Annotated in this window: 30 protein-coding genes; 12 read left to right on the forward strand and 18 right to left on the reverse strand. The window is 66.8% G+C overall.

Annotated elements, in window-relative coordinates; all coding sequences use genetic code 11:
* Positions 1-10 precede the first annotated feature (10 nt).
* Genes G6N36_RS26335 through G6N36_RS26345 form a run of 3 tightly spaced genes read left to right on the forward strand, consistent with a single transcriptional unit; the run spans position 11 to position 2,897 of the window.
* Entirely contained in the window at positions 11-1,114 is a 1,104-nt protein-coding gene (locus tag G6N36_RS26335) for a CaiB/BaiF CoA transferase family protein (protein WP_163689645.1), read from the forward strand.
* Positions 1,115-1,149: 35 nt separating this feature from the next.
* Positions 1,150-1,902: a 3-hydroxyacyl-CoA dehydrogenase gene (locus G6N36_RS26340; RefSeq protein ID WP_163689646.1), complete on the forward strand. Its 753-nt coding sequence runs from the start codon at positions 1,150-1,152 to the stop codon at positions 1,900-1,902.
* Positions 1,899-2,897 carry an NAD(P)H-dependent flavin oxidoreductase gene (locus G6N36_RS26345; protein ID WP_163689647.1) on the forward strand — a complete coding sequence of 333 codons (999 nt, stop codon included), beginning with the start codon at positions 1,899-1,901 and terminating at the stop codon, positions 2,895-2,897. The genes G6N36_RS26340 and G6N36_RS26345 overlap by 4 nt, the downstream gene beginning before the upstream one ends.
* Before the next feature lie 94 nt (positions 2,898-2,991).
* On the opposite strand, the gene G6N36_RS29640 is transcribed toward G6N36_RS26345, so the two are convergent.
* Together G6N36_RS29640 and G6N36_RS26350 are read right to left on the reverse strand one after the other, a co-directional pair.
* Positions 2,992-3,141, reverse strand: a complete 150-nt coding sequence (locus G6N36_RS29640) for a hypothetical protein (RefSeq protein ID WP_163724406.1) — start codon at positions 3,139-3,141, stop codon at positions 2,992-2,994.
* 88 nt (positions 3,142-3,229) lie between these two features.
* Positions 3,230-3,772: a DoxX family protein gene (locus G6N36_RS26350; protein ID WP_163689648.1), complete on the reverse strand. Its 543-nt coding sequence runs from the start codon at positions 3,770-3,772 to the stop codon at positions 3,230-3,232.
* A gap of 152 nt (positions 3,773-3,924) precedes the next feature.
* On the opposite strand from G6N36_RS26350, the gene G6N36_RS26355 reads away from it, so the two are divergent.
* Genes G6N36_RS26355 through G6N36_RS26365 form a run of 3 tightly spaced genes read left to right on the forward strand, consistent with a single transcriptional unit; the run spans position 3,925 to position 7,491 of the window.
* A complete protein-coding gene (locus tag G6N36_RS26355; RefSeq protein ID WP_163689649.1) occupies positions 3,925-6,195 on the forward strand; it encodes an MMPL family transporter in 2,271 nt (756 codons plus the stop codon).
* Positions 6,192-6,872: a TetR/AcrR family transcriptional regulator gene (locus G6N36_RS26360; RefSeq protein WP_163689650.1), complete on the forward strand. Its 681-nt coding sequence runs from the start codon at positions 6,192-6,194 to the stop codon at positions 6,870-6,872. The genes G6N36_RS26355 and G6N36_RS26360 overlap by 4 nt, the downstream gene beginning before the upstream one ends.
* Complete coding sequence (locus G6N36_RS26365) at positions 6,853-7,491, forward strand: class I SAM-dependent methyltransferase (RefSeq protein ID WP_163689651.1); 639 nt, start codon at positions 6,853-6,855, stop codon at positions 7,489-7,491. Before G6N36_RS26360 ends, G6N36_RS26365 begins: the two co-directional genes overlap by 20 nt.
* On the opposite strand, the gene G6N36_RS26370 is transcribed toward G6N36_RS26365, so the two are convergent.
* Positions 7,488-8,204 carry an NAD-dependent deacylase gene (locus G6N36_RS26370; RefSeq protein WP_163689652.1) on the reverse strand — a complete coding sequence of 239 codons (717 nt, stop codon included), beginning with the start codon at positions 8,202-8,204 and terminating at the stop codon, positions 7,488-7,490. The two genes, G6N36_RS26365 and G6N36_RS26370, sit on opposite strands and share 4 nt — an antisense overlap.
* Positions 8,205-8,239: 35 nt before the next feature.
* Between G6N36_RS26370 and G6N36_RS26375 the strand changes: the two genes are divergently transcribed.
* The gene (locus tag G6N36_RS26375) at positions 8,240-8,605 is read left to right on the forward strand and encodes an Rv1152 family transcriptional regulator (protein WP_163689653.1); all 366 of its coding nucleotides are present in this window, start codon (positions 8,240-8,242) and stop codon (positions 8,603-8,605) included.
* Here the strand turns inward: G6N36_RS26375 and G6N36_RS26380 are convergent.
* Entirely contained in the window at positions 8,602-9,822 is a 1,221-nt protein-coding gene (locus tag G6N36_RS26380) for an Rv1453 family transcriptional regulator (protein WP_163689654.1), read from the reverse strand. The genes G6N36_RS26375 and G6N36_RS26380 overlap by 4 nt on opposite strands.
* Positions 9,823-9,953: 131 nt before the next feature.
* Between G6N36_RS26380 and G6N36_RS26385 the strand changes: the two genes are divergently transcribed.
* Positions 9,954-11,483, forward strand: coding sequence for a flavin-containing monooxygenase (locus G6N36_RS26385; RefSeq protein ID WP_163689655.1), 1,530 nt, complete (start codon positions 9,954-9,956; stop codon positions 11,481-11,483).
* Positions 11,484-11,493: 10 nt separating this feature from the next.
* On the opposite strand, the gene G6N36_RS26390 is transcribed toward G6N36_RS26385, so the two are convergent.
* The 3 genes from G6N36_RS26390 to G6N36_RS26400 all read right to left on the reverse strand — a co-directional run bounded on the left by G6N36_RS26390 (position 11,494) and on the right by G6N36_RS26400 (position 13,697).
* Positions 11,494-12,270, reverse strand: a complete 777-nt coding sequence (locus G6N36_RS26390; protein WP_276067984.1) for a class I SAM-dependent methyltransferase — start codon at positions 12,268-12,270, stop codon at positions 11,494-11,496.
* Positions 12,271-12,350: 80 nt separating this feature from the next.
* Positions 12,351-12,872 (reverse strand): DUF1697 domain-containing protein, encoded by a 522-nt coding sequence (locus G6N36_RS26395; protein ID WP_163689657.1) that lies wholly within the window; start codon positions 12,870-12,872, stop codon positions 12,351-12,353.
* A gap of 9 nt (positions 12,873-12,881) precedes the next feature.
* Entirely contained in the window at positions 12,882-13,697 is an 816-nt protein-coding gene (locus G6N36_RS26400) for a class I SAM-dependent methyltransferase (RefSeq protein WP_235690187.1), read from the reverse strand.
* A gap of 60 nt (positions 13,698-13,757) precedes the next feature.
* Here G6N36_RS26400 and G6N36_RS26405 point away from each other — a divergent pair, with 60 nt between their 5' ends.
* Positions 13,758-14,201 carry a PPOX class F420-dependent oxidoreductase gene (locus G6N36_RS26405; RefSeq protein WP_163689659.1) on the forward strand — a complete coding sequence of 148 codons (444 nt, stop codon included), beginning with the start codon at positions 13,758-13,760 and terminating at the stop codon, positions 14,199-14,201.
* A 40-nt stretch (positions 14,202-14,241) separates the two neighbouring features.
* Positions 14,242-14,409 carry a DUF5302 domain-containing protein gene (locus tag G6N36_RS26410; protein ID WP_163689660.1) on the forward strand — a complete coding sequence of 56 codons (168 nt, stop codon included), beginning with the start codon at positions 14,242-14,244 and terminating at the stop codon, positions 14,407-14,409.
* On the opposite strand, the gene G6N36_RS26415 is transcribed toward G6N36_RS26410, so the two are convergent.
* The 7 genes from G6N36_RS26415 to G6N36_RS26445 all read right to left on the reverse strand — a co-directional run bounded on the left by G6N36_RS26415 (position 14,406) and on the right by G6N36_RS26445 (position 21,936).
* Positions 14,406-15,602 (reverse strand): MFS transporter, encoded by a 1,197-nt coding sequence (locus G6N36_RS26415; protein WP_372512383.1) that lies wholly within the window; start codon positions 15,600-15,602, stop codon positions 14,406-14,408. The genes G6N36_RS26410 and G6N36_RS26415 overlap by 4 nt on opposite strands.
* Before the next feature lie 105 nt (positions 15,603-15,707).
* Positions 15,708-17,354 carry a monocarboxylic acid transporter gene (locus tag G6N36_RS26420; protein WP_179964877.1) on the reverse strand — a complete coding sequence of 549 codons (1,647 nt, stop codon included), beginning with the start codon at positions 17,352-17,354 and terminating at the stop codon, positions 15,708-15,710.
* Positions 17,351-17,686: a DUF485 domain-containing protein gene (locus G6N36_RS26425; protein ID WP_163690928.1), complete on the reverse strand. Its 336-nt coding sequence runs from the start codon at positions 17,684-17,686 to the stop codon at positions 17,351-17,353. The genes G6N36_RS26420 and G6N36_RS26425 overlap by 4 nt, the downstream gene beginning before the upstream one ends.
* Before the next feature lie 147 nt (positions 17,687-17,833).
* Positions 17,834-19,573 carry a sodium/solute symporter gene (locus G6N36_RS26430; protein WP_163689661.1) on the reverse strand — a complete coding sequence of 580 codons (1,740 nt, stop codon included), beginning with the start codon at positions 19,571-19,573 and terminating at the stop codon, positions 17,834-17,836.
* Positions 19,570-19,944, reverse strand: a complete 375-nt coding sequence (locus G6N36_RS26435; protein WP_083123969.1) for a hypothetical protein — start codon at positions 19,942-19,944, stop codon at positions 19,570-19,572. The genes G6N36_RS26430 and G6N36_RS26435 overlap by 4 nt, the downstream gene beginning before the upstream one ends.
* Positions 19,937-20,701, reverse strand: a complete 765-nt coding sequence (locus G6N36_RS26440; protein WP_163689662.1) for a LytR/AlgR family response regulator transcription factor — start codon at positions 20,699-20,701, stop codon at positions 19,937-19,939. Before G6N36_RS26440 ends, G6N36_RS26435 begins: the two co-directional genes overlap by 8 nt.
* Positions 20,698-21,936 (reverse strand): sensor histidine kinase, encoded by a 1,239-nt coding sequence (locus G6N36_RS26445; protein ID WP_163689663.1) that lies wholly within the window; start codon positions 21,934-21,936, stop codon positions 20,698-20,700. The genes G6N36_RS26440 and G6N36_RS26445 overlap by 4 nt, the downstream gene beginning before the upstream one ends.
* A gap of 38 nt (positions 21,937-21,974) precedes the next feature.
* Between G6N36_RS26445 and G6N36_RS26450 the strand changes: the two genes are divergently transcribed.
* A complete protein-coding gene (locus G6N36_RS26450; protein WP_163689664.1) occupies positions 21,975-22,553 on the forward strand; it encodes an HhH-GPD-type base excision DNA repair protein in 579 nt (192 codons plus the stop codon).
* On the opposite strand, the gene G6N36_RS26455 is transcribed toward G6N36_RS26450, so the two are convergent.
* Both G6N36_RS26455 and G6N36_RS26460 read right to left on the reverse strand, forming a co-directional pair.
* Positions 22,550-22,936, reverse strand: a complete 387-nt coding sequence (locus G6N36_RS26455) for a recombinase family protein (RefSeq protein ID WP_163689665.1) — start codon at positions 22,934-22,936, stop codon at positions 22,550-22,552. The two genes, G6N36_RS26450 and G6N36_RS26455, sit on opposite strands and share 4 nt — an antisense overlap.
* Positions 22,937-23,045: 109 nt before the next feature.
* Entirely contained in the window at positions 23,046-23,705 is a 660-nt protein-coding gene (locus tag G6N36_RS26460) for a nitroreductase family protein (RefSeq protein WP_163689666.1), read from the reverse strand.
* Between the two features lie 33 nt (positions 23,706-23,738).
* On the opposite strand from G6N36_RS26460, the gene G6N36_RS26465 reads away from it, so the two are divergent.
* Positions 23,739-23,885: a DUF1059 domain-containing protein gene (locus G6N36_RS26465; protein ID WP_083123951.1), complete on the forward strand. Its 147-nt coding sequence runs from the start codon at positions 23,739-23,741 to the stop codon at positions 23,883-23,885.
* A 10-nt stretch (positions 23,886-23,895) separates the two neighbouring features.
* On the opposite strand, the gene G6N36_RS26470 is transcribed toward G6N36_RS26465, so the two are convergent.
* Positions 23,896-24,876: an Rv1157c family protein gene (locus G6N36_RS26470; protein ID WP_163689667.1), complete on the reverse strand. Its 981-nt coding sequence runs from the start codon at positions 24,874-24,876 to the stop codon at positions 23,896-23,898.
* Positions 24,877-24,930: 54 nt separating this feature from the next.
* On the reverse strand, positions 24,931-25,488 hold the full coding sequence (locus tag G6N36_RS26475; RefSeq protein WP_163689668.1) for a hypothetical protein: 558 nt from the start codon (positions 25,486-25,488) through the stop codon (positions 24,931-24,933).
* Between the last annotated feature and the right edge of the window lie 7 nt (positions 25,489-25,495).

Genomic DNA, 25,495 nt, shown 5'->3' on the forward strand with positions numbered 1-25,495 from the left:
GTAATTGGGCATGACTGGACCACTCAAGGGATTGCGTGTCGTCGAACTGGCCAGCATCGGTCCAGGTCCGCACGCTGCGATGATCCTCGGCGACCTCGGCGCCGACGTCGTGCGCATCGATCGGCCGGGAAAGCTGGGCGGCATTCCGAGCTCGCGGCGGGAAACCGCACTTCGCAATCGCCGTTCGGTGACCGCTGATCTGAAGTCCGACGAGGGTCGCGAACTGGTGCTGAAGTTGGTCGCCAAGGCCGACGTGCTGATCGAGGGACTGCGCCCCGGCGTCACCGAACGGTTGGGCTTGGGCCCCGAGGATTGTGCGAAGGTCAACGAACGCTTGGTCTATGGCCGCATGACGGGGTGGGGCCAGACCGGTCCGCGGCGGCTGCAGGCCGGTCACGACATCAACTACATCTCCCTCAACGGGGTGTTGCACTCGATCGGGCGTGCCGGTGAGCGGCCCGTGCCGCCGCTGAACTTGACCGGCGATTTCGGTGGGGGGTCGATGTTCCTGCTCGTGGGGATCCTCTCGGCGCTGTGGGAGCGTCAGACGTCCGGCAAGGGTCAGGTGGTCGACGCGGCGATGGTCGACGGGTCCAGCGTTCTGGCGCAAATGATCTGGGGCTTTCGTCAGGACGGCATGTGGTCGGACGAGCGTGGCGTGAACATGCTCGACGGCGGCGCCCCCTACTACGACACCTACACGTGCGCCGACGGCAGGCACATCGCGATCGGTGCGATAGAGCCGCAGTTCTACGCCGAGATGATCAAGGGTCTGGGTCTGGACGGCGCCGATCTGCCCGACCAGAACGACATGGCCCGCTGGCCTGAACTCCGCGCGGCCATCGCCGATGCCGTCGCCGCCAAAGATCGCGACCATTGGGCGAAGGTGTTCGCCGAAAGCGACGCGTGCGTCACGCCGGTGTTGTCCTTCGGCGAGGTCGAGTCCGAACCGCACATCACCGAGCGCGACACGTTCTACCGCGACGATTCGGCCGAGGGCGGTTACCTGCAGCCGATGCCCGCGCCGCGGTTCTCGCGCAGCGTGCCGCCCACCCCCACGCCGCCGGGGCCCGCTGGCGCCGACACCGAAGCCGTACTCCGAGACTGGGTTTGACGCCGGGTCTTTCCAACAGAGAGGGAACAGAGTAAGTGGAGATCAAAGACGCCGTAGCCGTCGTCACCGGGGGAGCTTCCGGGCTAGGCCTGGCGACCACCAAACGGCTGCTCGACAGGGGCGCATCCGTCGTGGTGATCGACCTGCGGGGCGAAGACGCCGTCGCAGCGCTCGGTGACCGCGCCACGTTCGTCGAGACCAACGTCACCGACGAGGCCGCGGTCAGCAAGGCGCTCGATGTCGCCGAGTCGATGGGCCCGGTGCGCATCAACGTCAACTGCGCCGGCATCGGCAACGCGGCCAAGACGCTGAGCAAGGACGGCCCGTTCCCGCTGGACGCGTTCAAGAAGGTCGTCGAGGTCAACCTGATCGGCACCTTCAATGTGCTTCGGCTGTCGGCAGAGCGCATCGCCAAGACCGAGCCGCTCGGGGAGGAGCGCGGCGTGATCATCAACACCGCGTCCGTCGCGGCCTTCGAGGGCCAGATCGGCCAGGCGGCGTACTCCGCGTCCAAGGGTGGCGTCGTCGGCATGACCCTGCCGATCGCCCGCGATCTGTCCCGCGAGCTGATCCGGGTGTGCACCATCGCGCCCGGACTCTTCAAGACCCCGCTGCTGGGCTCGCTGCCCGAGGAGGCGCAGCAGTCGCTCGGCAAGCAGGTGCCGCATCCGGCCCGGCTCGGCGACCCGGACGAATACGGCGCGCTGGCGGTGCACATCATCGAGAACCCGATGCTGAACGGCGAAGTCATTCGTCTGGACGGTGCGATCAGGATGGCTCCCCGATGAGCATCACCACGAAGTTCACCGAGACCTTCGGTATCGAGCATCCCGTCGTCCAGGGCGGTATGCAGTGGGTCGGTCGCGCCGAACTCGTCGCGGCAGTGGCGAATGCGGGTGCGCTCGGGTTCATCACCGCCCTGACGCAGCCGACGCCCGCCGATTTGGCGAAGGAGATCGCGAAGTGCCGCGATCTGACGGACAAGCCATTCGGGGTGAACCTGACGATCCTGCCGACCATCAACCCACCGCCGTATGACGAGTATCGACAGGTGATCGTCGACTCCGGCATCAAGATCGTCGAGACCGCGGGCTCCAACCCCGCACCCCACCTGCCGATGTTTCACGACAACGGGATCAAGGTGCTGCACAAGTGCACCTCGGTGCGGCACGCGGTCAAGGCCCAGAGCCTCGGCGTGGACGGCATCAGCATCGACGGATTCGAATGCGCAGGTCATCCCGGTGAGGACGACATCCCGGGACTGGTGCTGATCCCTGCCGCGGCGGTCAAGATCGACATACCGATGATCGCCTCGGGCGGGTTCGCCGACGGTCGTGGGCTGGTGGCTGCGCTCGCGCTGGGGGCCGACGGCATCAACATGGGCAGCCGCTTCATGTGCACCGTCGAGTCGGCCATTCACCAGAACGTGAAGGAAGCGATCGTGGCGGGCAGCGAGCTCGACACCGAGATGATCTTCCGGCCGCTGCGCAACACCGCCCGCGTCGCGAGCAACGCGGTGTCCCGCGAGGTCGTGGAGATCCTCAACCGCGGTGGTCAGTTCGAGGACGTCAAGGACCTGGTCGCGGGGTCACGCGGAGTCAAGGTCTACGAGATCGGTGACCTGGATGCCGGCATCTGGTCGGTGGGCACCGCGATGGGTCTGATCAACGACATCCCGACGTGCGGCGAGCTGGTGGCGCGGATCGTCACCGAAGCCGAAGAGATCATCACCGGCAGACTGGCCGGCATGGTCGAGGCGGACCGAGAAGAGAACGTCGCGTAGGACGGGATTTTCAGAACACAGGAATCAGCGATATGGGCCCCGCGCTGGGGCAAACCGTCGCGGAAGAACGCGCGCCCTCAGGGCGCGCGCTTTCTCATACCGCGGTGGGCAGGGTGTGCTCGTCGTCGAGCTGCTCCGAGGTATCGCCCTCTACCAGGAAATCACCGTGGTAAAGCGCCTCGAAGTCAACCTTGATGACATCAGCACTGGTGTCGTCGATCCACATGTACTGAACAGTAACCATCGCTATTAAGGAATCTTTGAGTCACGATTCGGAAAACGGTGGCAATTCTTACCGCCGGGTAGGGTCCGTCACTACCCGTCAGTAAGTTTCACCTGGTCGGGGCGTCGAAGTGGATTGGGTTCGTCCCGTTGAGCAAAACCCAGGTGAAAAGAGCCGCCGCGATGGCCACGACCAGGAGGCCGATCGCAATCCTGGCCGACCACACGGTCCTGCCGAACAATCGCGCGTCGACCGAGTACGCGCCCGCCCCCGCGAACAGCAGCGATGTGCCGCCGAGCGCGATCAGAAACGGTGCGTTGAACGGGTCGGCCCAGACCTCGGCGGCCGAGACGTTCACCGCCCACGCGTCGATCATCGCCGCGATGACAGCGCATGCCGCCAGCGGCGTCAGCGCACCGAGGAGCAGTCCGATCCCGCCTAGTAATTCAGTCGCCGTCACCATCAGCGCGGCGACGGTCGACGGCGTCCACCCGCCCGTCTCCATGAAGCCGATGGTGGCATCGAAGCTGAACACCTTCAGTAGGCCGGCGTGCACCATTGTCGCGCCGATCCCGATACGCAGGATCAGCAGGCCGATATCGGTCAAATTCGAGGTGCTCGAGGTGGTCGGTTCGGCAGTCGAGGTTGTCATACAGCGATAGACCGGCGGCGGCCACGGTTCTCATCGCGGCTGTCGTTGAACGTGGCATCGGTCCGCGTCGTACCTAAGGGAAGAGCTACCTTGCAGCGGTAACTTATCATTGGTAAGTTATCGACGGTATCCAACTAGCAGGAGGTCGCGACGTGCTTGAACGCATCGCAGGGTTGGCGATCACGGCACCACGGCGCATCGTGGCGATCGCGGCGCTCGTCATGCTGGCGTGTGGGATTTTCGGCATCCCCGTCGCCAAGAGCCTGTCCGCCGGAGGCTTCCAGGACCCCACCTCGGAGTCGGCGCAGGCGACGCAGCTGCTGGTCGACAGGTTCGGCCAGGGCGACATGGAACTCGTCATCAGCCTCACCGACGAGAACGCAAGTGCCCAGAGTCCGGCGGCGCGCGCGGTAGCCGCTGACATCGTCACGCAATTGCAGGAATCCCCGAGCGTTGCGCAAGTGACGTCCGCCTGGACCGCACCGCCGTCGGCCGTCCCCGCGCTCGTCAGCAAGGACGGTAAGACGGGTCTGATCGTCGCCGGCATCACCGGCGGGGAGAGCGGCGCGCAGAAAAACGCCAAGGAGCTCACCGACAGTTTGGTCCACGACCGTGACGGCGTGACGGTGCGCGCAGGCGGTGTGGCGATGACCTATGTCCAGATCAACGCGCAGAGCGAAAAAGACCTTCTCATGATGGAGGCCATCGCGATTCCGCTGAGCTTCATCGTGCTCGTCTGGGTGTTCGGGGGGCTACTGGCCGCGGCGCTGCCTCTGGCCGTCGGCGGGTTCGCGATCCTCGGATCGATGGCTGTGCTCCGTGCCACCACCTATGTCACCGATGTGTCCATCTTCGCGATGAACCTCACCATCGCCATGGGTCTGGCGCTCGCCATCGACTACACACTGCTCATTATCAGCCGGTACCGCGACGAGCTGGCCGACGGCGCGGACCGGGACCGGGCGCTGATCCGCACGATGACGACCGCCGGTCGCACGGTGCTGTTCTCGGCGCTGACCGTCGCGCTGTCGATGGTCGCGATGGTGCTGTTCCCGATGTACTTCCTCAAGTCGTTCGCCTATGCGGGGATCGCCGTGGTGACCTTCGCGGCGGTGGCGGCGATCGTGGTGGCACCTGCGGCGATAGTGCTGCTCGGGGACCGGCTCGACGCATGGGACGCCCGTCGGCTGATCCGCCGGCTCCTCGGCAGGCCCGATCCGGTGCGCAAGCCCGTCGAGCAGATGTTCTGGTACCGCAGCACGAAATTCGTTATGCGCCGGTCGATTCCGGTCGCTTTCATCATCGTCACCGTGCTGCTCTTGCTCGGTGCGCCCTTCCTGGGGATCAAGTGGGGCTTCCCCGACGATCGCGTGCTACCGCAATCTGCCTCGGCGCGCGAGGTCGGTGATGAGTTGCGAAATGACTTCGCGGTGGACTCGTCGACCAACGTCACTGTCGTGATCCCCGACGCCGCGGGGGCGACCCCGGCCGAACTCGATCGGTATGCGAGCGCACTGTCACAGGTGGTCGACGTGTCGTCGGTGTCCGCACCCGGTGGTTCGTTCGTCGACGGCCGGCTCACCGGGCCGCCCGCGGCGGCGACCGGTATGAAGGACGGCAGCGCGTTCTTCACCGTCGGCAGTACGGCGCCACTGTTCTCCGACGCCTCCGAGGCTCAGCTCGACGCGGTGCATGCCGTCGGTACACCGAACGGAAAACCGGTGCTCGTCACCGGTCTTGCCCAGATCAACCACGACAGCTCACAAGCGATCACGTCGCGGCTGCCCCTGGTTCTCGGTGTCATCGCGGCCATCACCTTCGTATTGCTGTTCCTGCTCACCGGCAGCGTAATTCTTCCGCTGAAGGCATTGGTGCTCAATGTGCTGTCGCTGACGGCCGCGTTCGGCGCGTTGGTGTGGATCTTCCAGGACGGCCACTTGGGCGCGCTGGGGACCACGGCCACCGGGACTCTGGTCGCGAACATGCCGGTGTTGTTGTTCTGCCTCGCATTCGGGCTATCGATGGACTACGAGGTGTTCCTGATATCGCGCATCCGCGAATACTGGCTGAGGTCAGGTAAGACACGCGCGGACAGCGACGAAAGTGTCGCACTGGGCCTGGCCAAGACCGGCCGGGTGGTCACCGCGGCCGCGTTGCTGATGTCGATCTCGTTCGCCGCGCTGATCGCCGCGGAGGTGTCGTTCATGAAGATGATGGGCGTCGGGATGACGCTGGCGATCATCGCCGATGCCACACTGGTTCGTATGGCGCTGGTGCCCGCATTCATGCACATGCTCGGACGATGGAACTGGTGGGCGCCCAAGCCCCTGGCCAAGTTGCACGAACGGATCGGCATCAGCGAGTCCGCGGACGATCCGGCGCCGGTCCGGGAAGCGCCACCCACGGCCGTGCCCGCGCGATGAAACGGCGACGCGCGCCACGCGGATCGGGTGAGCAACTTCGCGACGAGATTCTCGACGCGACCACCGATCTGCTGCTGGAAACCGGGCACGCCAAAGAGGTGTCCATCCGGTCCGTGGCCAAGCGCGTCGGAGTGACACCGCCCTCGATCTACCTGCACTTCACCGACAAGGACGCACTGCTGGACGCGGTGTGCGCGCGGTATTTCGAGAAGCTCGACGAGGAGATGCAGGCGGCCGCCGCCGGTGAGGCCGCGGCTATCGACGCGCTGCGCGCGCAAGGGCTGGCGTATGTGCGCTTCGCCGTGAAAACCCCTGAGCTGTACCGGATTGCCACCATGGGCGAGGGGCGGCCGGGCAGCGACGTGGACACGATGCTGAACAACTCGGCGTTCGTACACATCTGCAACACGGTCGAGGCCTTGATGGCCGAGGGTATCCTGCCCGAAAACGATGCGACCACCGTCGCGCTGGAACTGTGGACGACCGCGCACGGGGTGGCGGCGATGCTGATCTCCCGGCCGTACCTTCCGTGGGGTGAGACCGAGGCGTTCGCCGACCGGGTACTCAGAGCCGTCGTCGTCGGAGAGATCGTGTCGGGTGCGATCGGGCCGACGACCGCGCCGCAGGACACCATGGCCAAGTTGAAGGGACTACTGGATGCAGAACACCGTCGATAACCCGTTCTTCGCCCGCTTGTGGAAGGTGATGTCCACCCACGAGACCGATGCGATCCGGCGGCTGCGGCGGGAGAACCTCGCCGGCCTGTCGGGCCGCGTGCTGGAGGTGGGTGCGGGCACGGGCACGAACTTCGAGTTCTATCCCGACACCGTGACCGAGGTGGTCGCCGTCGAGCCCGAACGTACCCTTGCCGAGGTGGCGCAGCAGGCGGCCGCCGCGGCCCCGGTACCGGTCACCGTCAGCACCGACACGGTGGAGCAGTACATGGCCTCAGGCAGTGAGCCGTTCGATGGAGTGGTGTGCTCGCTGGTGCTGTGCTCGGTCGATGACCCCGAAAATGTTCTGCGACAGCTGTATTCGCTGTTGAAACCGGGTGGTGAGCTACGGTACCTCGAGCACATCGCCGGCAGCGGTGTGCAGGCCGGTCTGCAAAGGTTCGCCGATGCCACGTTCTGGCCGCGGCTCTTCGGCAACTGTCATACCCATCGGCACACCGAGCAGAGCATCACCGGTGCCGGGTTCACGGTGTCGAGGGCGCGCCGTGAATGGACGATGCCGAGGTGGGTGCCGTTACCGGTCGCGGAGTTCGCGATCGGCCGCGCGGTGAGAGCGGCCTAGCCGAGCAGCGCGGGCAGTCGCTGCAGCAGCCTCGGCAGCGCGCCCGCCGCGGTCTCTCGCAGCGACACCGTCGCAGCCGCGGACAATGGTGTGGGTTCGGGGTTGACCTCGATGACCACTTTGCCGTTGGCCAGCGCCATCTCGGGTATGCCGGCGGCGGGATAGACGATCGACGACGTGCCGACCACGATCACGAGGTCGGCTTCTACGACCGCTTCGATCGAGCGTTGCCACTCGTCGTCGGGCAGCGCTTCCCCGAACCATACGACGTTGGGCCGGATCATGCCGCCGCACCTGTCGCACCGCGGGGGGTCGACGGTCTCGGCCGGCTCGGGCATCGGGGGTAACTCGCCGGTGTAGGCCGATCGACAGCGATCACAACGGAATTCGAACAGGCTGCCGTGCAGGTGGTAGACGTTCTTGCTGCCCGCCCGCTCGTGCAGGTTGTCGACGTTCTGGGTGACGACGTGCACTTCGGCGTAGTCCTGCCAGGCCGCCACCGCCCGGTGGCCGTCGTTCGGGTCGACCGACCCCATCATGTAGTGCCGCCACAGGTACCACGCCCACACCCGCTCGGGGTTGGCCTGCCAGCCCTCTGAGCTCGAAATTTCGTAGGGATCCACCTTGGCCCACAGCCCGGTTTCGGCATCCCGGAACGTCGGCACTCCGCTTTCGGCCGAGATGCCCGCACCGCTGAGGACCGTCACTTGCACATGACCAAACTAGCGGCTTAGGCGATACTGAGCACGTGACCAAGTTGGGGGATTGGGTTTGCATCGACCATCGCGCTTCGAGCCCCCTGTTTGACCAGCTCAGAACGCAGATCATCGAAGGCGTGCGCGACGGCAGGTTGCCGCCGGGCACCCGATTGCCCACGGTGCGCGAACTGGCCGGTCAACTCGGCCTGGCCGTCAACACGGTCGCCCGCGCCTATCGCGAGCTGGAGTCTGCGGGCGTTCTCGAAACCCGGGGCCGCTTCGGCACATTCGTCGCGCGCGTCGACCCCGCCGACGCCGCGATGGCCACCGCCGCCCACACCTACGTGACGGCGGCCAAGGCGCTGGGAATCGACAAGGCCGATGCGCTGCGCTACATCGAAATCGCGTTCGGTTAGCCGCGGGCGCCGCGCCACCGCACGATGTCGAGTGCGACGGCCACGTTGACGCAGGATTCGGCCAGCGGACGCGGCAAGAGTTCGTCCGCGCGGGCCAGCCGACGCAACAGTGTGTTGCGATGCGTGTAGAGCCTCGCTGCAGTTCGGGACGCATTGCAGCCTTCGGCGACGAATGTCCTTACCGTGTCCTGTAACTCGACTCCGGCCGATTCGAGATCGCCCAGCGTGTGCTCGACGAACTCCGCGGCGCGGTCGGTGTTGGTAGTGATGAGTGCGACCAGTTGGACGTCGGCGAACTGCGCGATCTGCTGTGGTGACCGCAGCCGCGCCATCAGCTGCTGGGTGGTGATGGCGTCGAAATGGCTGCGGCGAAATCCGTCGATACCGCCGGCCGTCGCCCCAATCGCGATGCGGACATCGGGTGCGTGGTGCACCGATTGCAGCAGCGCATCGGTGTCGACGGTGACGTTGCCCGGCACCCACAGCCACCGGGTCGCGGTACCGGCCAGCACGCTCAACGGTCGCGCCCCGCCGGCGGCGTGCCCCACTGACTCGGCCGCCCTGTCGAGTCGGGCCAGATCGCCCGTTGGTTCGTCGCTCCAGATGACCGCCGCGGTGTGGAGTCCGGTCAGTGCGTAGCCCAGCCGATCTTCGGCGCGCCTGCGCGGAATGGGCGCGCCGTCGAGAACCAGCGCCACGGTCTCTCGACGTTGGGCATGGGTTCCGCGCGTCAGTTCGTCGCGCTCCAGGTCGATCTGGGCCGCGATGGCCGACAGGGTGTCGTCGACGAACGCGCTGATCGACCGGGAGCACACGTCGAGCAATTCGTGCAACTGCGCCGGATCAGAGGTCAGCTCGAAGGCGATTCTCATGAGGCGGCGCCAGGCCACCCCTTCGCCGACTCGGTACGCGTCCAGCGAATATGCGTCGAGCCCCCGGCGGACCAGTTCCCGCGCGACATCCACCGGCTCGGGTCCGGAGTTCGGAGGAACCGGAGCCCCGGGGTCGCGGACATTGGCCGTCGCCCAGAAGAACAGGTTGGCCTGGTTGCTGCGGCTCACCGCCCGAGCGAGTTCCGGGTCCGCGGCGATGGCCGGGTTAGAGCCGAGCACCGCGGCGTCGAGCTCGTCGAGCCATTCCGGCGGCGCATTGACGATGATCTGCGCGCCCTTCCTGATCAGCTTTCTGACCTGGGTCGATGGGCGCTTCCACGTCATCGGACCAGGATAGAGCGATGGTGCAAGATGCACCATTCAAACGCGAAATCAGGTGAAATCTGCTCTATCCGCGATGGTCCCGGGGGCGCGACGATCTACGTATCGAGCCACCGTCGTCAGGAGTCACCGTCATGGTCCACACCACATCCCGCACCGAGCACGTCGACGTGTTGATTGTCGGCGCCGGCATCTCCGGCATAGGCGCCGCCTACTACCTCCAGAAGGAACACCCCGACCGGTCCTACGCCATCCTCGAAGCACGCGGCGCAACCGGCGGTACGTGGGATCTGTTCCGCTATCCGGGAATTCGCTCGGACTCCGACCTGCACACGTTCGGTTACGAGTTCAAGCCGTGGCGCGACCAGGACGCCATCGCCTCAGCGGACAAGATCCTGGCCTACTTGCGCGAGACGTCCGCGGAGAACGGCATCGACGCCAAGATCCGCTTCCACCACAAGGTGTTGGGCGCGGAGTGGTCGAGCGCCGACGCGCGCTGGGTAGTCGACGTCGAGCGCCGCGTCGCAGGGGAGGGCACCGAGGAATTGGTGCAGATCAGTGCGAACTGGATCTTCTGCGCGGGCGGCTACTACCGCTACGACCAGGGCTACACCCCGCGTTTCGAGGGTCGCGACCGATTCCGGGGTCAGGTCGTACACCCGCAGCACTGGCCCGAGGACCTCGACTACGCCGGTAAGAAGGTCGTCATCATCGGCAGCGGCGCGACAGCGGTAACCCTGGTGCCCGCGATGGCCGACACGGCAGGCCACGTGACCATGTTGCAGCGTTCACCGACCTATGTGTTGCCGGTGCCCTCGAAGGACACTTTCGCCAACGCGGCGCAGAAGCTGCTCGGCGCCGAGCGCGGGTACGCGCTGGCCCGGCGCAAGAACATCGTCAAGCAGCGTGCTGTGTACCAGTTGAGCCAGAAGTACCCGGCCGCGGCGCGCAAGCTGATCCGCCACCTCAATGCACGGGAACTGCCGGCCGGCTATCCAGTCGACGAGCATTTCAACCCCGCGTACAACCCGTGGGATCAGCGGCTGTGCGCGGTCCCCGACGCCGATCTGTTCAAGGCGATTAGCAGCGGAGCCGCCTCGGTCGTCACCGATCGCATATTGACGTTCACCGAGACCGGCATCCAGCTGGAATCCGGGAAGCACCTAGAGGCTGACATCATTGTCACCGCAACGGGTTTGAACATTCAGTTGCTCGGTGGGATGTCGCTGACTGTGGACGGAACGCCGGTGGACCTCGCCGACTCGGTCGCCTATAAGGCCATGATGCTGTCGGGCGTACCGAACTTCGCCTTTGCGTTCGGATACACCAACTCGTCGTGGACTCTCAAGGTCGGCCTGCTGTGCGAGCATTTCTGCCGCCTGTTGAGCCACATGGACGCGCAGGGTTACGACATCGCGCGGGCCGACGTCGTCGAGGACGGAATGGCGACTCGGCCGATGCTCGACCTGAGTGCCGGATACGTCCAGCGTGCCCTGGACCGGTTACCCAAGCAGGGTGACGGGGATCCGTGGCGTGTGTCGATGAACTACTACTACGACGTCGAAATGCTGCGTGAGGGCTCCGTCGTCGACCCGCACCTGCAGTTCGCGTCGTCGGAACAGGCGGTCGCGCAGCCCAAACGCGCAGTGGCGTTGCCCGTCTGATCGACGCTTCTCAGCCGAATTCCAGCAGGGTGTTCACCGGGCGCACGGAGTCGAACAGGCGCACCCGCTGAACCGTCGACACGAGGGCGTTGAAGGCTCTGCCGCGGCCCTGCGGCATCGGCAAGTCGTGGACCGCGCGAATGCCGGGCACCTCGTTGACGAGATTTGCCAGCTGCGACGGCGTCATGCTGAACGGCATCGGCGGCACCCGATAGCGCAGCGTGGGCCGCAGCATGCCGCGGGTGATCCCCTTGGCGAACCACGCGGGTGGCAGGTCGAACATCATTCGGCCGCCGCCGAAGCGCTGCGCACACGCGGCGATCAAGCCGAGGGCTTCGTCGGGCTGCAGGTACATCAGCAGGCCCTCGGCCGTGATGAACACGCCGTCCTCGGCGGGCACCTCGTCCATCCAGCTGAAGTCGAGGGCCGACTGTGCGCGCATGGTGATGCGTTCCGACGGCGGGAGCAGCTTGCGGCGCAACTCGATCATCGGGGGAAGATCGACAGTGAGCCAACGGAATTCGTCCCCGACCCCGGCCGCGTTGAGACGATAGAAGCTGGTTTGCAGGCCCTCGGCCAGCGCCACCACGGTGGCCCGGGGGTGGTCGGCGAGGTAGCGGCGTGTCTCGGTGTCGAAGGCCAGCGCGCGCACCGCCATGTCCTGCCGGCGGCTCAGCCCGAACTTCGCCCACTGGAAATCGATGGAATTTACCAGCCGGATCGCCATCGGGTCGTCGATGATCGAATCCGGTCTGCGCGCCTCGTTCGCGCGGACCTGCAATGTCATCAGCGCCGTCTCGGACACACCGGACAGAACGGCGCCGTCGGCCTTCGCGGTCGTTTCGGATGTCACACGCCCGAATGTACCTATCGCAGAACTTTCTCGACTGTGCGCAGGTTGCGAGTGGTGGTGGACGACTTGTAGCGCTTCTTGCCCATCGTCTTGCCGATTGTGGTGTCCAGCGTGCCCTTGCTGGGGACCTGCCAGTAGATGACACCCTCGCCGCGCGCGATCTTCTCGTCGGGCCCCGCGTCGTCGCCGAGGGCCGCGAGCTCGTCGAGGACGTCGGAATCGGTGACGAACGTGACGTAGGAGTGGTAGCCGTCGACCTCACGCTCGTACGGGAACTTGTCGGAGATCTGTTGCACGGTTTTCAGGTCGTAGGCCAGCACCCATGCGTCGTAGCCGAACGCGTCGCGCAGCGCCTTCTCGGCCTTCTTTCTGACCGCGGCCACCCCGGAACGGCTGTCCAGCAACACGTTTCCACTCGCGAGGATGGTCTTCACATTGGTGAATCCGGCGTCCTCGAATGCCTTGGCCACCTCGGCCATCTTGAGGTTCACGCCGCCGACGTTCACCCCGCGGAGAAATCCGGCGTATCTGGTCATACCGCGAGACTAGAACTCCAGCACCGTGATGCTCGGGCGATTGCGGCGCAGGAAACCGATGTGGTCCATCCTCGAGTGGCTCGCCACCTTCCACAGGCCCCGCCCGGGCGGCATGGCGATATCGCGGGCGCCGCGCACGCCCGGAATGCGGCCGGCCAGGGCGAGCGCTTCTTCCGCGCTGAGCGCGAACGGCATCGGCGGGGTGACGTATCGGTCGGACAGCTTGAGGCCCGTCAGGGTGCGCCGGGAGAACCAGTGAGGGATCGAGTCGAACATCATGTGCCCGCCGGGAAAGCGGGTTGCGCAGGCGCGGATCAGGCCAAGTGCTTCGTCGGGCTGCAGGTACATCAGCAGGCCCTCGGCGGTGATGAACACCCCGTGCGAGTCGTCGATGCGGTCCATCCAGCTCAGGTCCAGCGCCGACTGGGCCAGCGGCACGATCCGCTCGTCGCTGGGCAGCAGCTTCTCCCGAAGTGCCATGACGGGCCGAAGATCCACTGAGTACCAGGTCAATTGGTCGGCAACGCCGGCGCGTTCCAGCCGCCAGAAGCTGGTCTGCAGACCTTCGGCGAGCGCCACCACCGATGCTTTCGGATGCGTGCGCAGATAGTCGCTCGTGGCGGCGTCGAAGGCGACCGCGCGTAACCCGTGTGACTGGTTGGGTTTGCCGAACTTGCGGAAGTCATAGGAGATCGCGTCGAACAGCGTGACCGCCCACGGGTCGCGGATCACCCCGTCAGAGCGCTTGGCCTCGGTGCCGCGGTTGTGCAGGGTCCACAGCGTGGTGGCCGAGACGCCGTCGAGAACTTCCCCACTGACCGTCATGATCTGCTTCATGCTAGATATGTCGCAATCCACGCAGGGATTCCGACGTAGGCTCGCACAATGGGACGTCACGTTCTCGACGACAAGCTGTTGGCGTTGATCGGTGGGAACTCGCTGGGCGTGCTGGCCACGATCAAACGCGATGGCCGCCCGCAGTTGTCGAACGTGTCCTACTACTTCGACCCGCGCAGTCTGACGATCCAGGTGTCGATCACCGAACCGCGCGCCAAAACCCGCAACCTGCGGCGCGACCCGCGGGCCTCGATCCATGTCAGCTCCGACGACGGGTGGTCCTATGCCGTCGCCGAGGGCGACGCGACCCTCACCCCGCCGGCCGCCTCACCGCAGGACGACACCGTCGAGGCGCTGATTGCGTTGTACCGCAATATCGCCGGTGAGCATCCCGACTGGGACGACTACCGGAGGGCGATGGTCGACGACAGACGGGTCGTCATGACGCTGCCGATCTCGCACGTCTACGGCATGCCCCCCGGCAAGCGGTAAAGCACGCGACCGCGCGGCAGGCGGGCAGTAGGCTGCGGTCATGCCTGATGCACCGGAAGACGAGACGAAACGCAAGTTCCGGGAAGCGCTGGAGCGGAAAAAGGCCAAGTCGGCCGGTGGTTCCGACCACAAAGACAAGGGCGCGAAGCAACCGCGGGCCCATGGCCCCCTCGAGAGTCGCCGCGAGTTCCGGCGTAAAAGCGGCTAGCTCGCGACCTCGACGCCGGCCCGTCGGGACTGGCGGGCTTCCCGGGCCAGGATCGCGGCCAGGCAGACGCCGGCCAGAATGGCGACGGCGACCGCGAAACTCACCCCGGCGGTGCGCAGTCCCCAGGCCTGAGCGGCCAGGCCTTCGCCGACGACCGGCAATGAGATGGCCACGTACGCGACGACGAAATAGGTGGAGCTCACCTCGGCCCGGCGCGCCGCCGGCGTGCGTTCGACGACGGCCGCCAGCCCACGGCTGAACGTCATACCGTGGCCGACGCCTGCCACGAGGCCGGCCGCGACCAGTCCCGCCAGCGAGGACAAATAGAGGGCGACAACGACAATCGCCATCGCTGCGACCAGCACCGCGCAACCGATCGCGACCGCGCGCTGCGGCGCGACCCCCCTGGCGCCGATTTGCGCGACCGCCGACGCGGCGAAGATCGACGCCGCGACGAGCCCGGCCAGCGCGTCGTTGTCGATGCCGACGACGTCGGCCACGAAGGATGGCGCGACGGCCATGAAGAGGCCGGTGACCGAGAATCCCGCGAAAGCGGCCAGTCCGGCGATGACGAACACCGGGCGCACCTCCGCTGGAACGGAGAGCCGCTGGAAACCGATGCTTCCCACGCGCTGAGACGTCTCGGGGACGACCAGCACCGCGATGCCCGCGAGCAGTGCGAGCGCCATGTGCAGGATGAAGCTCAACTGCAACGGGTGCGGAACGTATTGCACCAGTACGCCGGCGACCACCGGTCCGGCGCCGAGACCGCCGACATTGGCGATCGTCGCGACGGCGGCGGCCCTGGTGTGCCAGCTGGGCGGGGCGGCTTCGATGACGGCGGCGGTGGCCGTCCCCGTGAAGACGCCCGCCGACAAACCGGACAGCACCCGGCCGATCAAGAGCATCGACACGTTGTCCGCGCAAAGGAACACCGCCGCGCTGGCAAGTGCGAAGACCACTCCCGCCAGCAGCACGGGCCGTCTGCCGATGACATCGGACCAGCGGCCGAACACCAGCAGCGCGAAAAGCACACCGCCCGCGTAGGTCGCGTACACCACCGTGGTCGTCAGCACCGAGAAGTTCATCTGCTCGGCGTAGAGCGAGTACATCGGCGTCGGCAGCGTCGTACCGACCATGATCGCGGCGAACGCGTACGCCAGCAGCGGGAAGGCGACGCGTTGCGGGCTCACGCGAGAAAACAACCCCCATCGCGGGTGAAGTAATCCCCGCGCGTCAGCGATTTCGGTGCGCCTACGACCGCTCAGCGACTGTAGGCGCACCGAGATCGCGGCCGATCAGTGGCTGACAGCCTTCTCGGCCCCGACGCCGGTCAGGCAGCGCACCTCGAACTCCGCGTTGATCTCCGGGTCGCCGCGGTCCGGCGAACTCAGCGTGCCGACGATGCCGAGGATGAACGCCAGTGGAATCGACACGATGCCGGGGTTTGCCAACGGGAAGAAAGCGAAGTCGATGTTCGGCAACATCGCGGTCTTCGCGCCGGACACCGCGGGCGAGAAGATGATCAGCACGATCGTCGAGATGAGGCCGCCGTACATGCTCCACAGCGCACCGCGGGTGTTGAACCGCGGCCAGTACAGCGAGTAGATGATCGTCGGCAGGTTGGCCGCTGCGGCCACCGCGAACGCCAGCGCCACCAGGAACGCGATGTTCTGCTCTGCGGCGAGGATGCCGAGGCCGATCGACAGGACGCCGATCACCACCACGGTGATGCGGGATACGCGAACCTGCTCGCTCTCGCTGACCTCATGGCTCTTCATCACGCTGGCGTAGATGTCATGAGCGAATGACGTTGCGGCCGTGATGGTCAGGCCTGCGACCACCGCGAGGATCGTCGCGAAGGCGACGGCCGAGATGATGCCGAGCAGGACCACACCACCGAGTTCGAACGCCAGCAACGGCGCTGCGGAATTCTGTCCGCCGGGTGCCTCGCGAATCGCATCGGGTCCGACGAGAGCCGCGGCGCCGTAGCCGAGGGCGAGGGTGAACAGGTAGAACGCGCCGATCAGCACGATCGCCCACACCACCGAGCGACGCGCCTCCTTGGCGGTGGGGACGGTGTAGAAGCGCATCAGCACGTGGGGGAGGCCCGCGGTGCCGAGCACGAGCGCCAGCGCCAGCGAGATGAAGTTGATCTGCGACGTCAGCGAGGCGCCGTACTGGGCGCCGGGCGCCAGGACGTCACGGCTTGCGACGGCCGCATCCGACGAGCCCGAGACCGCGGACTGGGCGGCGCCGAGCATCTCGGAGAAGTTCAGGCCGAACTTGGCCAGCACCCACACCGTCATCATGGCCGCGCCGCCGATCAGCAGGACTGCCTTGATGATCTGCACCCAGGTCGTGCCCTTCATGCCACCGATCAGCACGTAGGCGATCATCAGCAGACCCACGACGGCAATGACCAGCGCCTGACCGATGTCGCTGGTGACGTTGAGCAGCAGGGCGACCAGACCGCCCGCACCCGCCATCTGCGCAAGCAGGTAGAACAGGCACACAGCCAACGTGGTCGTCGCGGCTGCCATCCTTACCGGGCGCTGCTTGAGCCGGAAGCTCAGCACGTCGGCCATCGTGAATTTGCCTGCGTTGCGCAGCAACTCGGCGACCAACAGCAGGGCCACCAGCCAAGCCACCAGGAAGCCGATGGAGTAGAGGAAGCCGTCGTAGCCGTAGACGGCGATGGCTCCCGCGATTCCGAGGAAGCTGGCTGCGGACAGGTAATCACCGGAGATTGCGATGCCGTTTTGCGGTCCGGTGAAAGACCTTCCCGCGGTGAAGAATTCGGCGGCAGTGGCGTTCTTCTTGCTCGCGCGGATGACGATGAAGAGCGTGATCGCTACGAAGAGACCGAAGATGCCGATATTTGCAGTCGGACTGCCGACGGTGGTGCCCTCGGCGGCGAGGATGGTCAGAGTGTCGTGGTTCATGCCACACCGCCCTCGAGCTCGTCGCGGATCGCCTTGGCGCGCGGGTCGAGTTCCCGGTTGGCGAACCGCACATAGATTGCGGTGATGACGAAGGTCGACACGAATTGGCCGAGCCCGACGAGGATGCCGACGTTGATGTTGCCCCACACCTTGATAGCCATGAAGTCATTGGCGAAAGCGCCGAGGATCACGTACGCGGCGTACCAGAGTAGAAATAGCGCGCTCATAGGGAATACGAAGCGGCGCAATCGGCTTCGCAGTTCCTGAAATTCCGGGCTGGCCTGGACGGCCAGGTACTTTTCGCCGCTGACTGCGGTTTCTGTTGTCGGCATCGTGTGCTCCTGAACGTCGAATGTGAACCGGCTCAACTGCAGAAACTAGATGAGATGCAGGTCACATACCCAGTGCATACGGCGTTGACACGGTGAAACCCGTAGGTGGTGCGGTAAGCGGTCGATCGGCGACGACGAACGGTGATGTCAACCGCGGGGCACGCGCTCCACGCCCATGCCCAGCCGTTCCGGCAGGTGCATGCGGGCGAAGATCTGTGCGACGTCAGCTGGCGCCGAGGCCCGTGTCAGGGCGCTGACCAGGATCATCGTGGCGAATGCCAGCGGAACGGTGACCGCGGCGGGGTACCCGATCATCACCGCGGGCCAGCCGCCGAGAACGTCCTCGTCGATCCCACCCGCCACGGCCACGGTGACCGCGGTGCCCGACAGCACGCCGCCGACCACCAGGCCGCAGGCGGCACCCCAGGCGGTCAGCCCCCGCCACCAGATACCGAGCACGAGCAGCGGGCACAACGTGGACGCGGCGACGGCGAACGCCAGGCCGACGCTGCGGGACAACTCCAGCTCGCCGGTGGTGGCCAGTGACAGCGGAATCGGGATCAGTCCGCCGACCACCGCGGCCACCCGGAAGTCCCGCACCCGGCCGCGCATCACGTCGGTGGCCAACGCCCCCGCGATGCTGACCAGCAGCCCGGACGACGTCGCAAGGAACGCCGCGATGGCACCGGCGGCGACGAGTGCGGCAAGCAACTGCCCCGCCGGCCCGCCGATCGCGGTCGACGGCGCGAGAAGGACCGCGGCGTCGGCGTTCCCGGTGATCAGGATCCGCGGAACGTAGAGGCGTGAGAAGACCCCGAGCAGCGTCGGAAACAGATAGAACAGCGACAGCAGAGCGATGACCGCCAGCGCTGTACGCCGGGCCGCGCGGCCGTCGGGGTTGGTGTAGAAACGCACGAGCACGTGCGGTAAACCCATGGTGCCCAGGAACGTTGCGACGATGATCGACAGCACCTGATAGAGCGGATGGTCACCGCCGAGCCCGCTGCCGGACGCGATCCACTCGGTGCCGCTGCTGGGTGTGCCTGCCACCACAGGTGTCGCTGCGCCCGCGGCAAGGATCAGTGTCGTGCCTGCTTTGAGGGTATGAGCGCCCGGCGCCGGGATCGGCTGGGCGTCAACGGGTGTGCCGTCGAGCATGCCCGTCACCGTGATGCCTGCCGGATCGGCGACCCGAACCATCACATCGGTTTCGATCGCGACCGTGGTGGCCGCGGTGACCGTAGGAGGCATCGGGCCACCGAGATCGCCGCGGTCGGTGACGAACAGGCCGAGCAGCGCGAGCGCGGGTATCGCGATCGCGGTCAGTTTCAACCAGTATTGGAACGCCTGGACAAACGTGATCGACCGCATACCGCCGGCCACCACGTTCGAGATGACGATGGCGCCGACCACCAATGGCCCCACCCAAACCGGTAGACCCAGAAGGGCTTTCAGCGCGAGCCCGGCACCTTGGTATTGCGGCACCAGGTAGTAGATGCACACCACCACGACGACGATCATGGCGACCTTGCGCAGCCTCGCCGAGCCCAGTCGGAACTCGGCGAAGTCGGGCACCGTATAGGCGCCGGTGCGACGCAGCGGCGCGGCGACGAACAGCAGCAGGCCGAGATATCCCGCGGTGAAGCCGACCGGATACCACAGCGCGTCGGCGCCGTATTTGGCGATCAGCCCGGCGACGCCGAGGAACGATGCGGCCGAGAGGTATTCGCCGGAGATCGCGGCGGCGTTCCATTGCGGACCGACGGTGCGTGAGGCGACCAGGAAGTCGGATGTGGTGCGGGAGAACCGCACCCCGTAGACGCCGATGGCGACGGTCGCGATGACGGCCACGAGCAGGGCGGCCGCCGTCAAGGGCGAGCCGGTCATGGTTCGCTGTCGACGACGCCGACGAAGTCGCGCTCCGCCTGTTCGGCCAGGCGCACGTAGAGCCGTCCGACGCCGTAGAAGAAGGGATACACCAGGACCGCGAGCACGAGCCAGTTGAGCCGGATTCCGGCGACGCTGATGGCCGCGAGATCTGGAAACGCCGCATTGAGCAAGGGAATTGCGACGACGGCACACACGACCACGGCGGCCAGGCGCAGCGCCAGCCCGAGCTGGGCGCGAACCAGGCCGCGCACCAACGCGTCGCCGACCTGCGTCTGTTCCTGCACCTCGACACGGGTGCGCACCATGCGGGCACCGCGCCGCTGCGACAGCACGACGCGTTCGCGTTGCGGCCGTTCCCCGCTAGTCATCGGGTTTCAGGTTCCGCATCGGGTCGCGGACGACACGGTCGCGCAGTTCGCGGGCCTGTCGCCGGCTGACCGGCAGCTCGACCGGCGGCGAGGCGCCGTTGGCGCGCAGGCGCACCAGCACGCCGCCGTCGCTGTTGCGCAGCCCGGTGACCAGTCGCAGCGCCACCAGATACGACCGGTGCACCCGGTGGAAACCCTTGTCGCGCCAACGACTTTCCAGGGTGCTCAGCGGAATGCGGACCAGGTGGGACCCCGACGCCGAGTGCAGCCGCGCGTAGTCGCCCTCGGCCTCCACCCAACCGATGGTGTCCCGTGGGACCAGGTGCGTGACGCCGCCCAGTTCGGCGGGAATCACGTCGTCGTCAGGCTGATCGGTGGGTTCGGTGACCCGCGCCGTCAGCACGCGTCGCACCGCCTCATCGAGGCGGTCTTGGCGGATCGGCTTGAGCAGGTAGTCCAGCGCGCCGACGTCGAATGCCGCGACGGCCTTGTCGTCGTGGGCCGTGACGAACACGATGGCCGGCCGGTGCGAGAAATTGGCGAGCACACCGGCGAGCTCGATGCCGGACAGCCCGGGCATGTTGATGTCGAGGAAGATCGCGTCGACGTTGCAGCGGTTGAGTTCACGCAAAGCCGATGTGGCGTCGCCGGCGCGCAGCACTCTGCCGATGTCACCGTGCTGGTCGAGGAGGTAGGCGAGCTCGTCGAGCGCGGGCGCCTCGTCGTCGACCGCGAGCACCGTAAGGAGCTTGTTCATACGCGCACGCCCGCGCGGAATTTGGGTACTCGCATCACGACCTTTGTGCCTGCGCCGACTGCTGTTTCGACCACCAGACCGTAGTCGTTGCCGAAGGCCGCGCGCAGGCGGTGATCGACATTGGTCAGCCCCACGTGTGCGGAGTCCTTCTTCTCCTCGGCCAGTGCCCCGTCGTCGGCCAGTGCCCCCTCGTTGGTCAGGGCCCCGTCGTTGGTCAGGACGTCGCCGTGGCCGGTGCGCAACGTGTCGGGGTCCATCCCGACGCCGTTGTCCTCGATCGTGATGACGCAATCCGATCCTTCGTCACGGGCGATGATCTCGATCTCGCCACCGCGCTGTCCGGCGAAGCCGTGCCGGACCGCGTTCTCGACCAGGGGCTGCAGCGCGAGAAACGGTACGACGACGTTGAGCACCTCCGGCGCGACCTGAAGCCTGACCTTGAGGGCGTCGCCGAATCGCGCACGCTCGAGCGTGAGATAGCGGTCGATGTTGCGCAGCTCGTCGGCGAGCGTCGTGTACTGCCCCGCGGCCCGGAACGAGTAGCGGGTGAAATCGGCGAACTCGAGGATGAGCTCGCGGGCGCGGTCGGGGTCGGTGCGCACGAACGACGCGATCGTGTTCAGCGCGTTGTAGATGAAGTGGGGGCTGATCTGCGCGCGCAGGGCGAGCACCTCGGCGCGGTCGAGTCGGGCGCGGGAGGCGTCGAGTTCGGCGAGCTCGATCTGGCTGGTCGCGTACCGGGCAACCTCACCGACGGCGCCGAGCAGGCCGGGCGCGGGGGCGCGGGCGGTCACGACGACGAGGGCGCCGAGTGCGTCGCCACCCTCGGCGAGCATCGGCTGCGCGACAACCGTCGACGTCCGCGCGTGGGTGAGCATTCGTCGTCCACCGGCGATCGACTCGTGGGCTGCGCGCTCGCATGCGTCGAACACGTCGGGCGTCCACAGTGCGTCGTCTTCGGGATCCTGCGCGAGCAGTCGGCCCTCGGCGGAGAAGATCGCCACACCCTCGGTCCCGGTGAGCCCGCGCAGAAACGGGGCGGCGGTGTCGGCGGATTCGGTGTCCAGGCCCTGGCGCAGGGCCCGGGCGGCCAGTGACGCGGTGTGCAGGGCCGCGTGGACGGCGCGCTCGGTGGGGGTCGCGACGACCCGGCGCGTGCGCACCGTGATGACCGCGGCGCCCACCGCGGCCACGAGCAGCACCGCAGCCAGGATTATTGCGAGCTCGCCGGACATCTCACCTCATCGGATAGAGGTCAATTTAAACTGGCGAGGTGGCAAAACTGCAGCTGGTTCAAGATCCCGCGGCCGACGAACTGCTCGAATCCAATCCATTCGCGTTGCTGACCGGTATGACGCTGGATCAGCAGTACCCGATGGAGCATGCATTCGCGGGCCCGAAGAAGATCGCCGACCGCATCGGTGGGTTCGATGTCAGGGAGATCGCCGATTACGACCCCGAAGAGTTCGCCGCGCTGTGTTCGAAAACCCCTGCGATACATCGCTTTCCAGGATCCATGGCCAAGAAGATCCAGGCCATCGCCCAGCTCATCGTCACCGACTATGGCGGAGATACGGCGGGGCTGTGGACGTCCGGCGATCCGGACGGGGCCGAGGTGCTTCGTCGCATCAAGGCGCTGCCCGGGTTCGGCGAGCAGAAGGCCAAGATCTTCCTCGCCCTGCTCGGCAAGCAATACGGCGTGACGCCGGCGGGGTGGCGCAAGGCCGCCGGCGATTACGGGAAGGCCGGCTCGTTCCTGTCGGTGGCCGACGTGGTCGATCCCGGTTCGCTGGAAAGGGTGCGGAACTACAAGAAGCAGGCCAAGGCGGCGGCCAAGGCCGCGAAAGGCTAGCTCGGCTCGCGGTGGGGTTGCAGGTCGAGTTCGGCCAGGCCGCGCAGGATCCCTGCGACGACACGACCTGTCGCCGTGCCGGTGTCCAGACCCTCGCGCAACGCCCGCAGTCGCAATCCGCGATCGGTGAGGTCGGCGATGGTTCGGGTGACCTCTGCGGTCGAGCGGCCGAGGCGGTCGAGCGCGACGACGATGACCGTGTCACCGGAGCGGGCGTAGCTCAGCATCGCGTACAACCCGGCGCGGGCGCGGTCGGCCGTTTCGGACACCCTGTCGGTGAACACCCGTCTGGGGTCGACGCCCTCGGCGCTGAGCGCGGCGAGCTGACCCTCGAGGTTCTGCCCGACGGCGCTCGCGGCGGCGTAACCCAAAATGCAGGTCATGCATTCAAGGTCCCACGGCACCCACGAGTGGGGAAGAGGCGCGGCGCCTTCGAGGCTGGCTAACTGCCGAACTGTTACCGAATGTCGACCTAGCGGCCGAAACCGCGCGCTAAGCGCGAAACGGCTCACCGTCGAAGCGCTCGCGGGTCGCGATCTCGGCAACCGGCTTGCGGGTGAGCCTGCGCACCTGCTTCACCGGTTTGCCGATCGGCAGCAGCGCGGCGATCGCGTAGTCCTCTGGGATACCGAGCAGGTCCTTGGCGCGGGGTTCCTCGGCCACGGTCACGGTCGCCAGCACGCCGCCATAGCCCTCATCACGCGCAGCGAGCAGGATGTTCCACACGAATGGATACACCGACGCGCCCGCGATCAGCCCGATCCGGTCGAGGTGCTGGTCGAATGCCGCGCACACGTTCAGGTCCACGCACACCACCAGGACGGCTCCGCAGTAGACGAACGGAAGATAGGGACCCGCCTCGGTCGCGGCGACTTCCTCCGTCGTGACCTGCATGGGCTTCACCGGATTCCACGGGAATTCGCCGTTCTTGACCTGAGCCGTGTAGCGGCGCGCACCCGTCACGCTGAGGTCGGCCAGCGCCTTCCGGGTCTCGCGATCGCGGATCACGATGACATGGGTGCCTTGGCGGTTGCCGCCGGTGGGCGCGAACCGAGCGTTGTCGAGGATGCGCTCGAGCACCTCGTCGGGCACGGGGTCGTCGGTGAATCGACGGACAGCACCGGTTGTTCGCATGACGTCGGAAAGCTCCATGCCCAACATCATCGGCTGTGGGAAGCTAAAGGTATGAAGACACACCTGAATTGCCCGTGCGGCGAGGCGATCCGCGGTGAGAACGAGGACGATCTCGTCGAGAAGGCTCAGGCTCACCTGTCAGAGGTGCATCCCGGCCGCGATTACGACCGAGATGCCATCCTCTTCATGGCTTACTGAGCCGCCCGCGTCAGGGGACGACCGTCGAACCGATGGTCGGCATGAACTGGCATTGCTTCTCGGTCGTGGTGACCTGACCGAAGATCGTCGAGATGATGCTGCCCGAACCGGTGTCGGCAATCGCCGTCAGCGTGGTCGGCCCCTGGGGGTTGATGTCTGACCGTGGCACCAGGGTGGCTCCGCCGGACTTGCCGGTCGTCAGGTTCACCCAGGTGACGTTCAGCGGCAGCTTCTGCTCCGCAGCGGGACCCGGGGTGCCGATCGCGGTGAATACGTAGGCCGTCTGGCCCGGTCCCGGTCCCGGCGTCGGGATCTTCGCGGGACCCGCCACCGAAATCGCTGTGGCGAGCACGTTTCCCCCATCCTTGAGGCATCCGTTGCTGATCGACGGGTACAGGAAGTCCTGCGTCGTCGGGGAGTCCGGACCGAAGTCGGGGCCGCCGGGCGCTGCGGCGGGTGCGGCGGCAGCGGGATCCGGGCCTGGCGCAGGTGCCGGCGCGGGGACCGGAACGGCGACCTCCGGTGCGGGACCGGGCGCCGGCGCTGCGGCCTCGGGCGCGGGTAGTGCCGCGGCGGCCTCGGGGGCAGGCAGTTCCTCCGGCGCGGGACCGACGGCATGGGCGGGATTGACCCCCGCGGGCAGGTGCGCCACCGTGCCCGGCGCCGCACCGGGGGCTGGCGTGTGGGCGACGAACTGGTTGACGGCCGACGCGACGTTGCGTGAGTCGGGCGGTGCGGCGGCGTCGCCGGCGAACACCGCGGCGGCGGCCATCAACGTCGAGGCCGCGCTGGTCGGATCGGCGGCGGCCTGCTGAATGATCGGTCCGAGACTCTGTACCGCAGGGAGACCAGGGGCCTGCAGCGCGTCGATGGGTTGTGCCGGGGCGGGCGCCGGCTGTGCGCCGGCCACACCGGTCACGCCGCCGAACAGCAGCGTGACCGATGAGCCGAGCGCAACGGCAGCGGTGGCGAACATCGTCGGAGTTGACATATTTCCCCCTGAGAGTGGTTGTGGTGGTCTTCTCGGTCGACGTCGCCGCTGCCGTCAGGGCAGTGCCGACAACGGCAGCATCAGCGGTGCGGCACCGGCGGCGGGAAGCGCCGCGGGAGCGGCGGCCGCAGGAGCAGCCAGCGCCGGTGCGGCGGCCGCGGCGGGTGCGGCGGCCGTCGACGCTGCCGGCAGGAGACCGGCCAACGGCGTTCCGGCGGGCAACAGCGATGCGAGACCGGTCAGCGGTGCCGCAGCGTCGGTCAGCAGGTTGGCCGGGTTGGTCGCAGGCGCTGCCGCTGTGGCGACCGGCGCTGCGGTGGGCAGCGCCGGAGCTGGCGGCAGGGTGACCGACGCGGTCGCGGTCTGCGGCGCGGCGGCGGGTGCGGCCGGGGTGGCGGCGGTGGTCAGCATCGACGTGAAGCCCTGCATGAGTTGCGTCGCTGCGGCCGGATTGGATGCGAGCTGCTGGATGAACGGCAGACCCGGAACGCCGGGGGTCGGTGCGGGTGCTGCGGGCTGGGCGGAAGCGGTTCCGCTCAAGGCCACTGCAGCCGTGACGGCTCCCGCGGCCGCGATCATTGTGGTCGCGAAGAGTTTTCTGGTGCTGTGCATGGTTCTC

It is taken from the genome of Mycolicibacterium gadium (genome assembly GCF_010728925.1).
GTDB classification, from domain to species: Bacteria; Actinomycetota; Actinomycetes; order Mycobacteriales; family Mycobacteriaceae; genus Mycobacterium; species Mycobacterium gadium.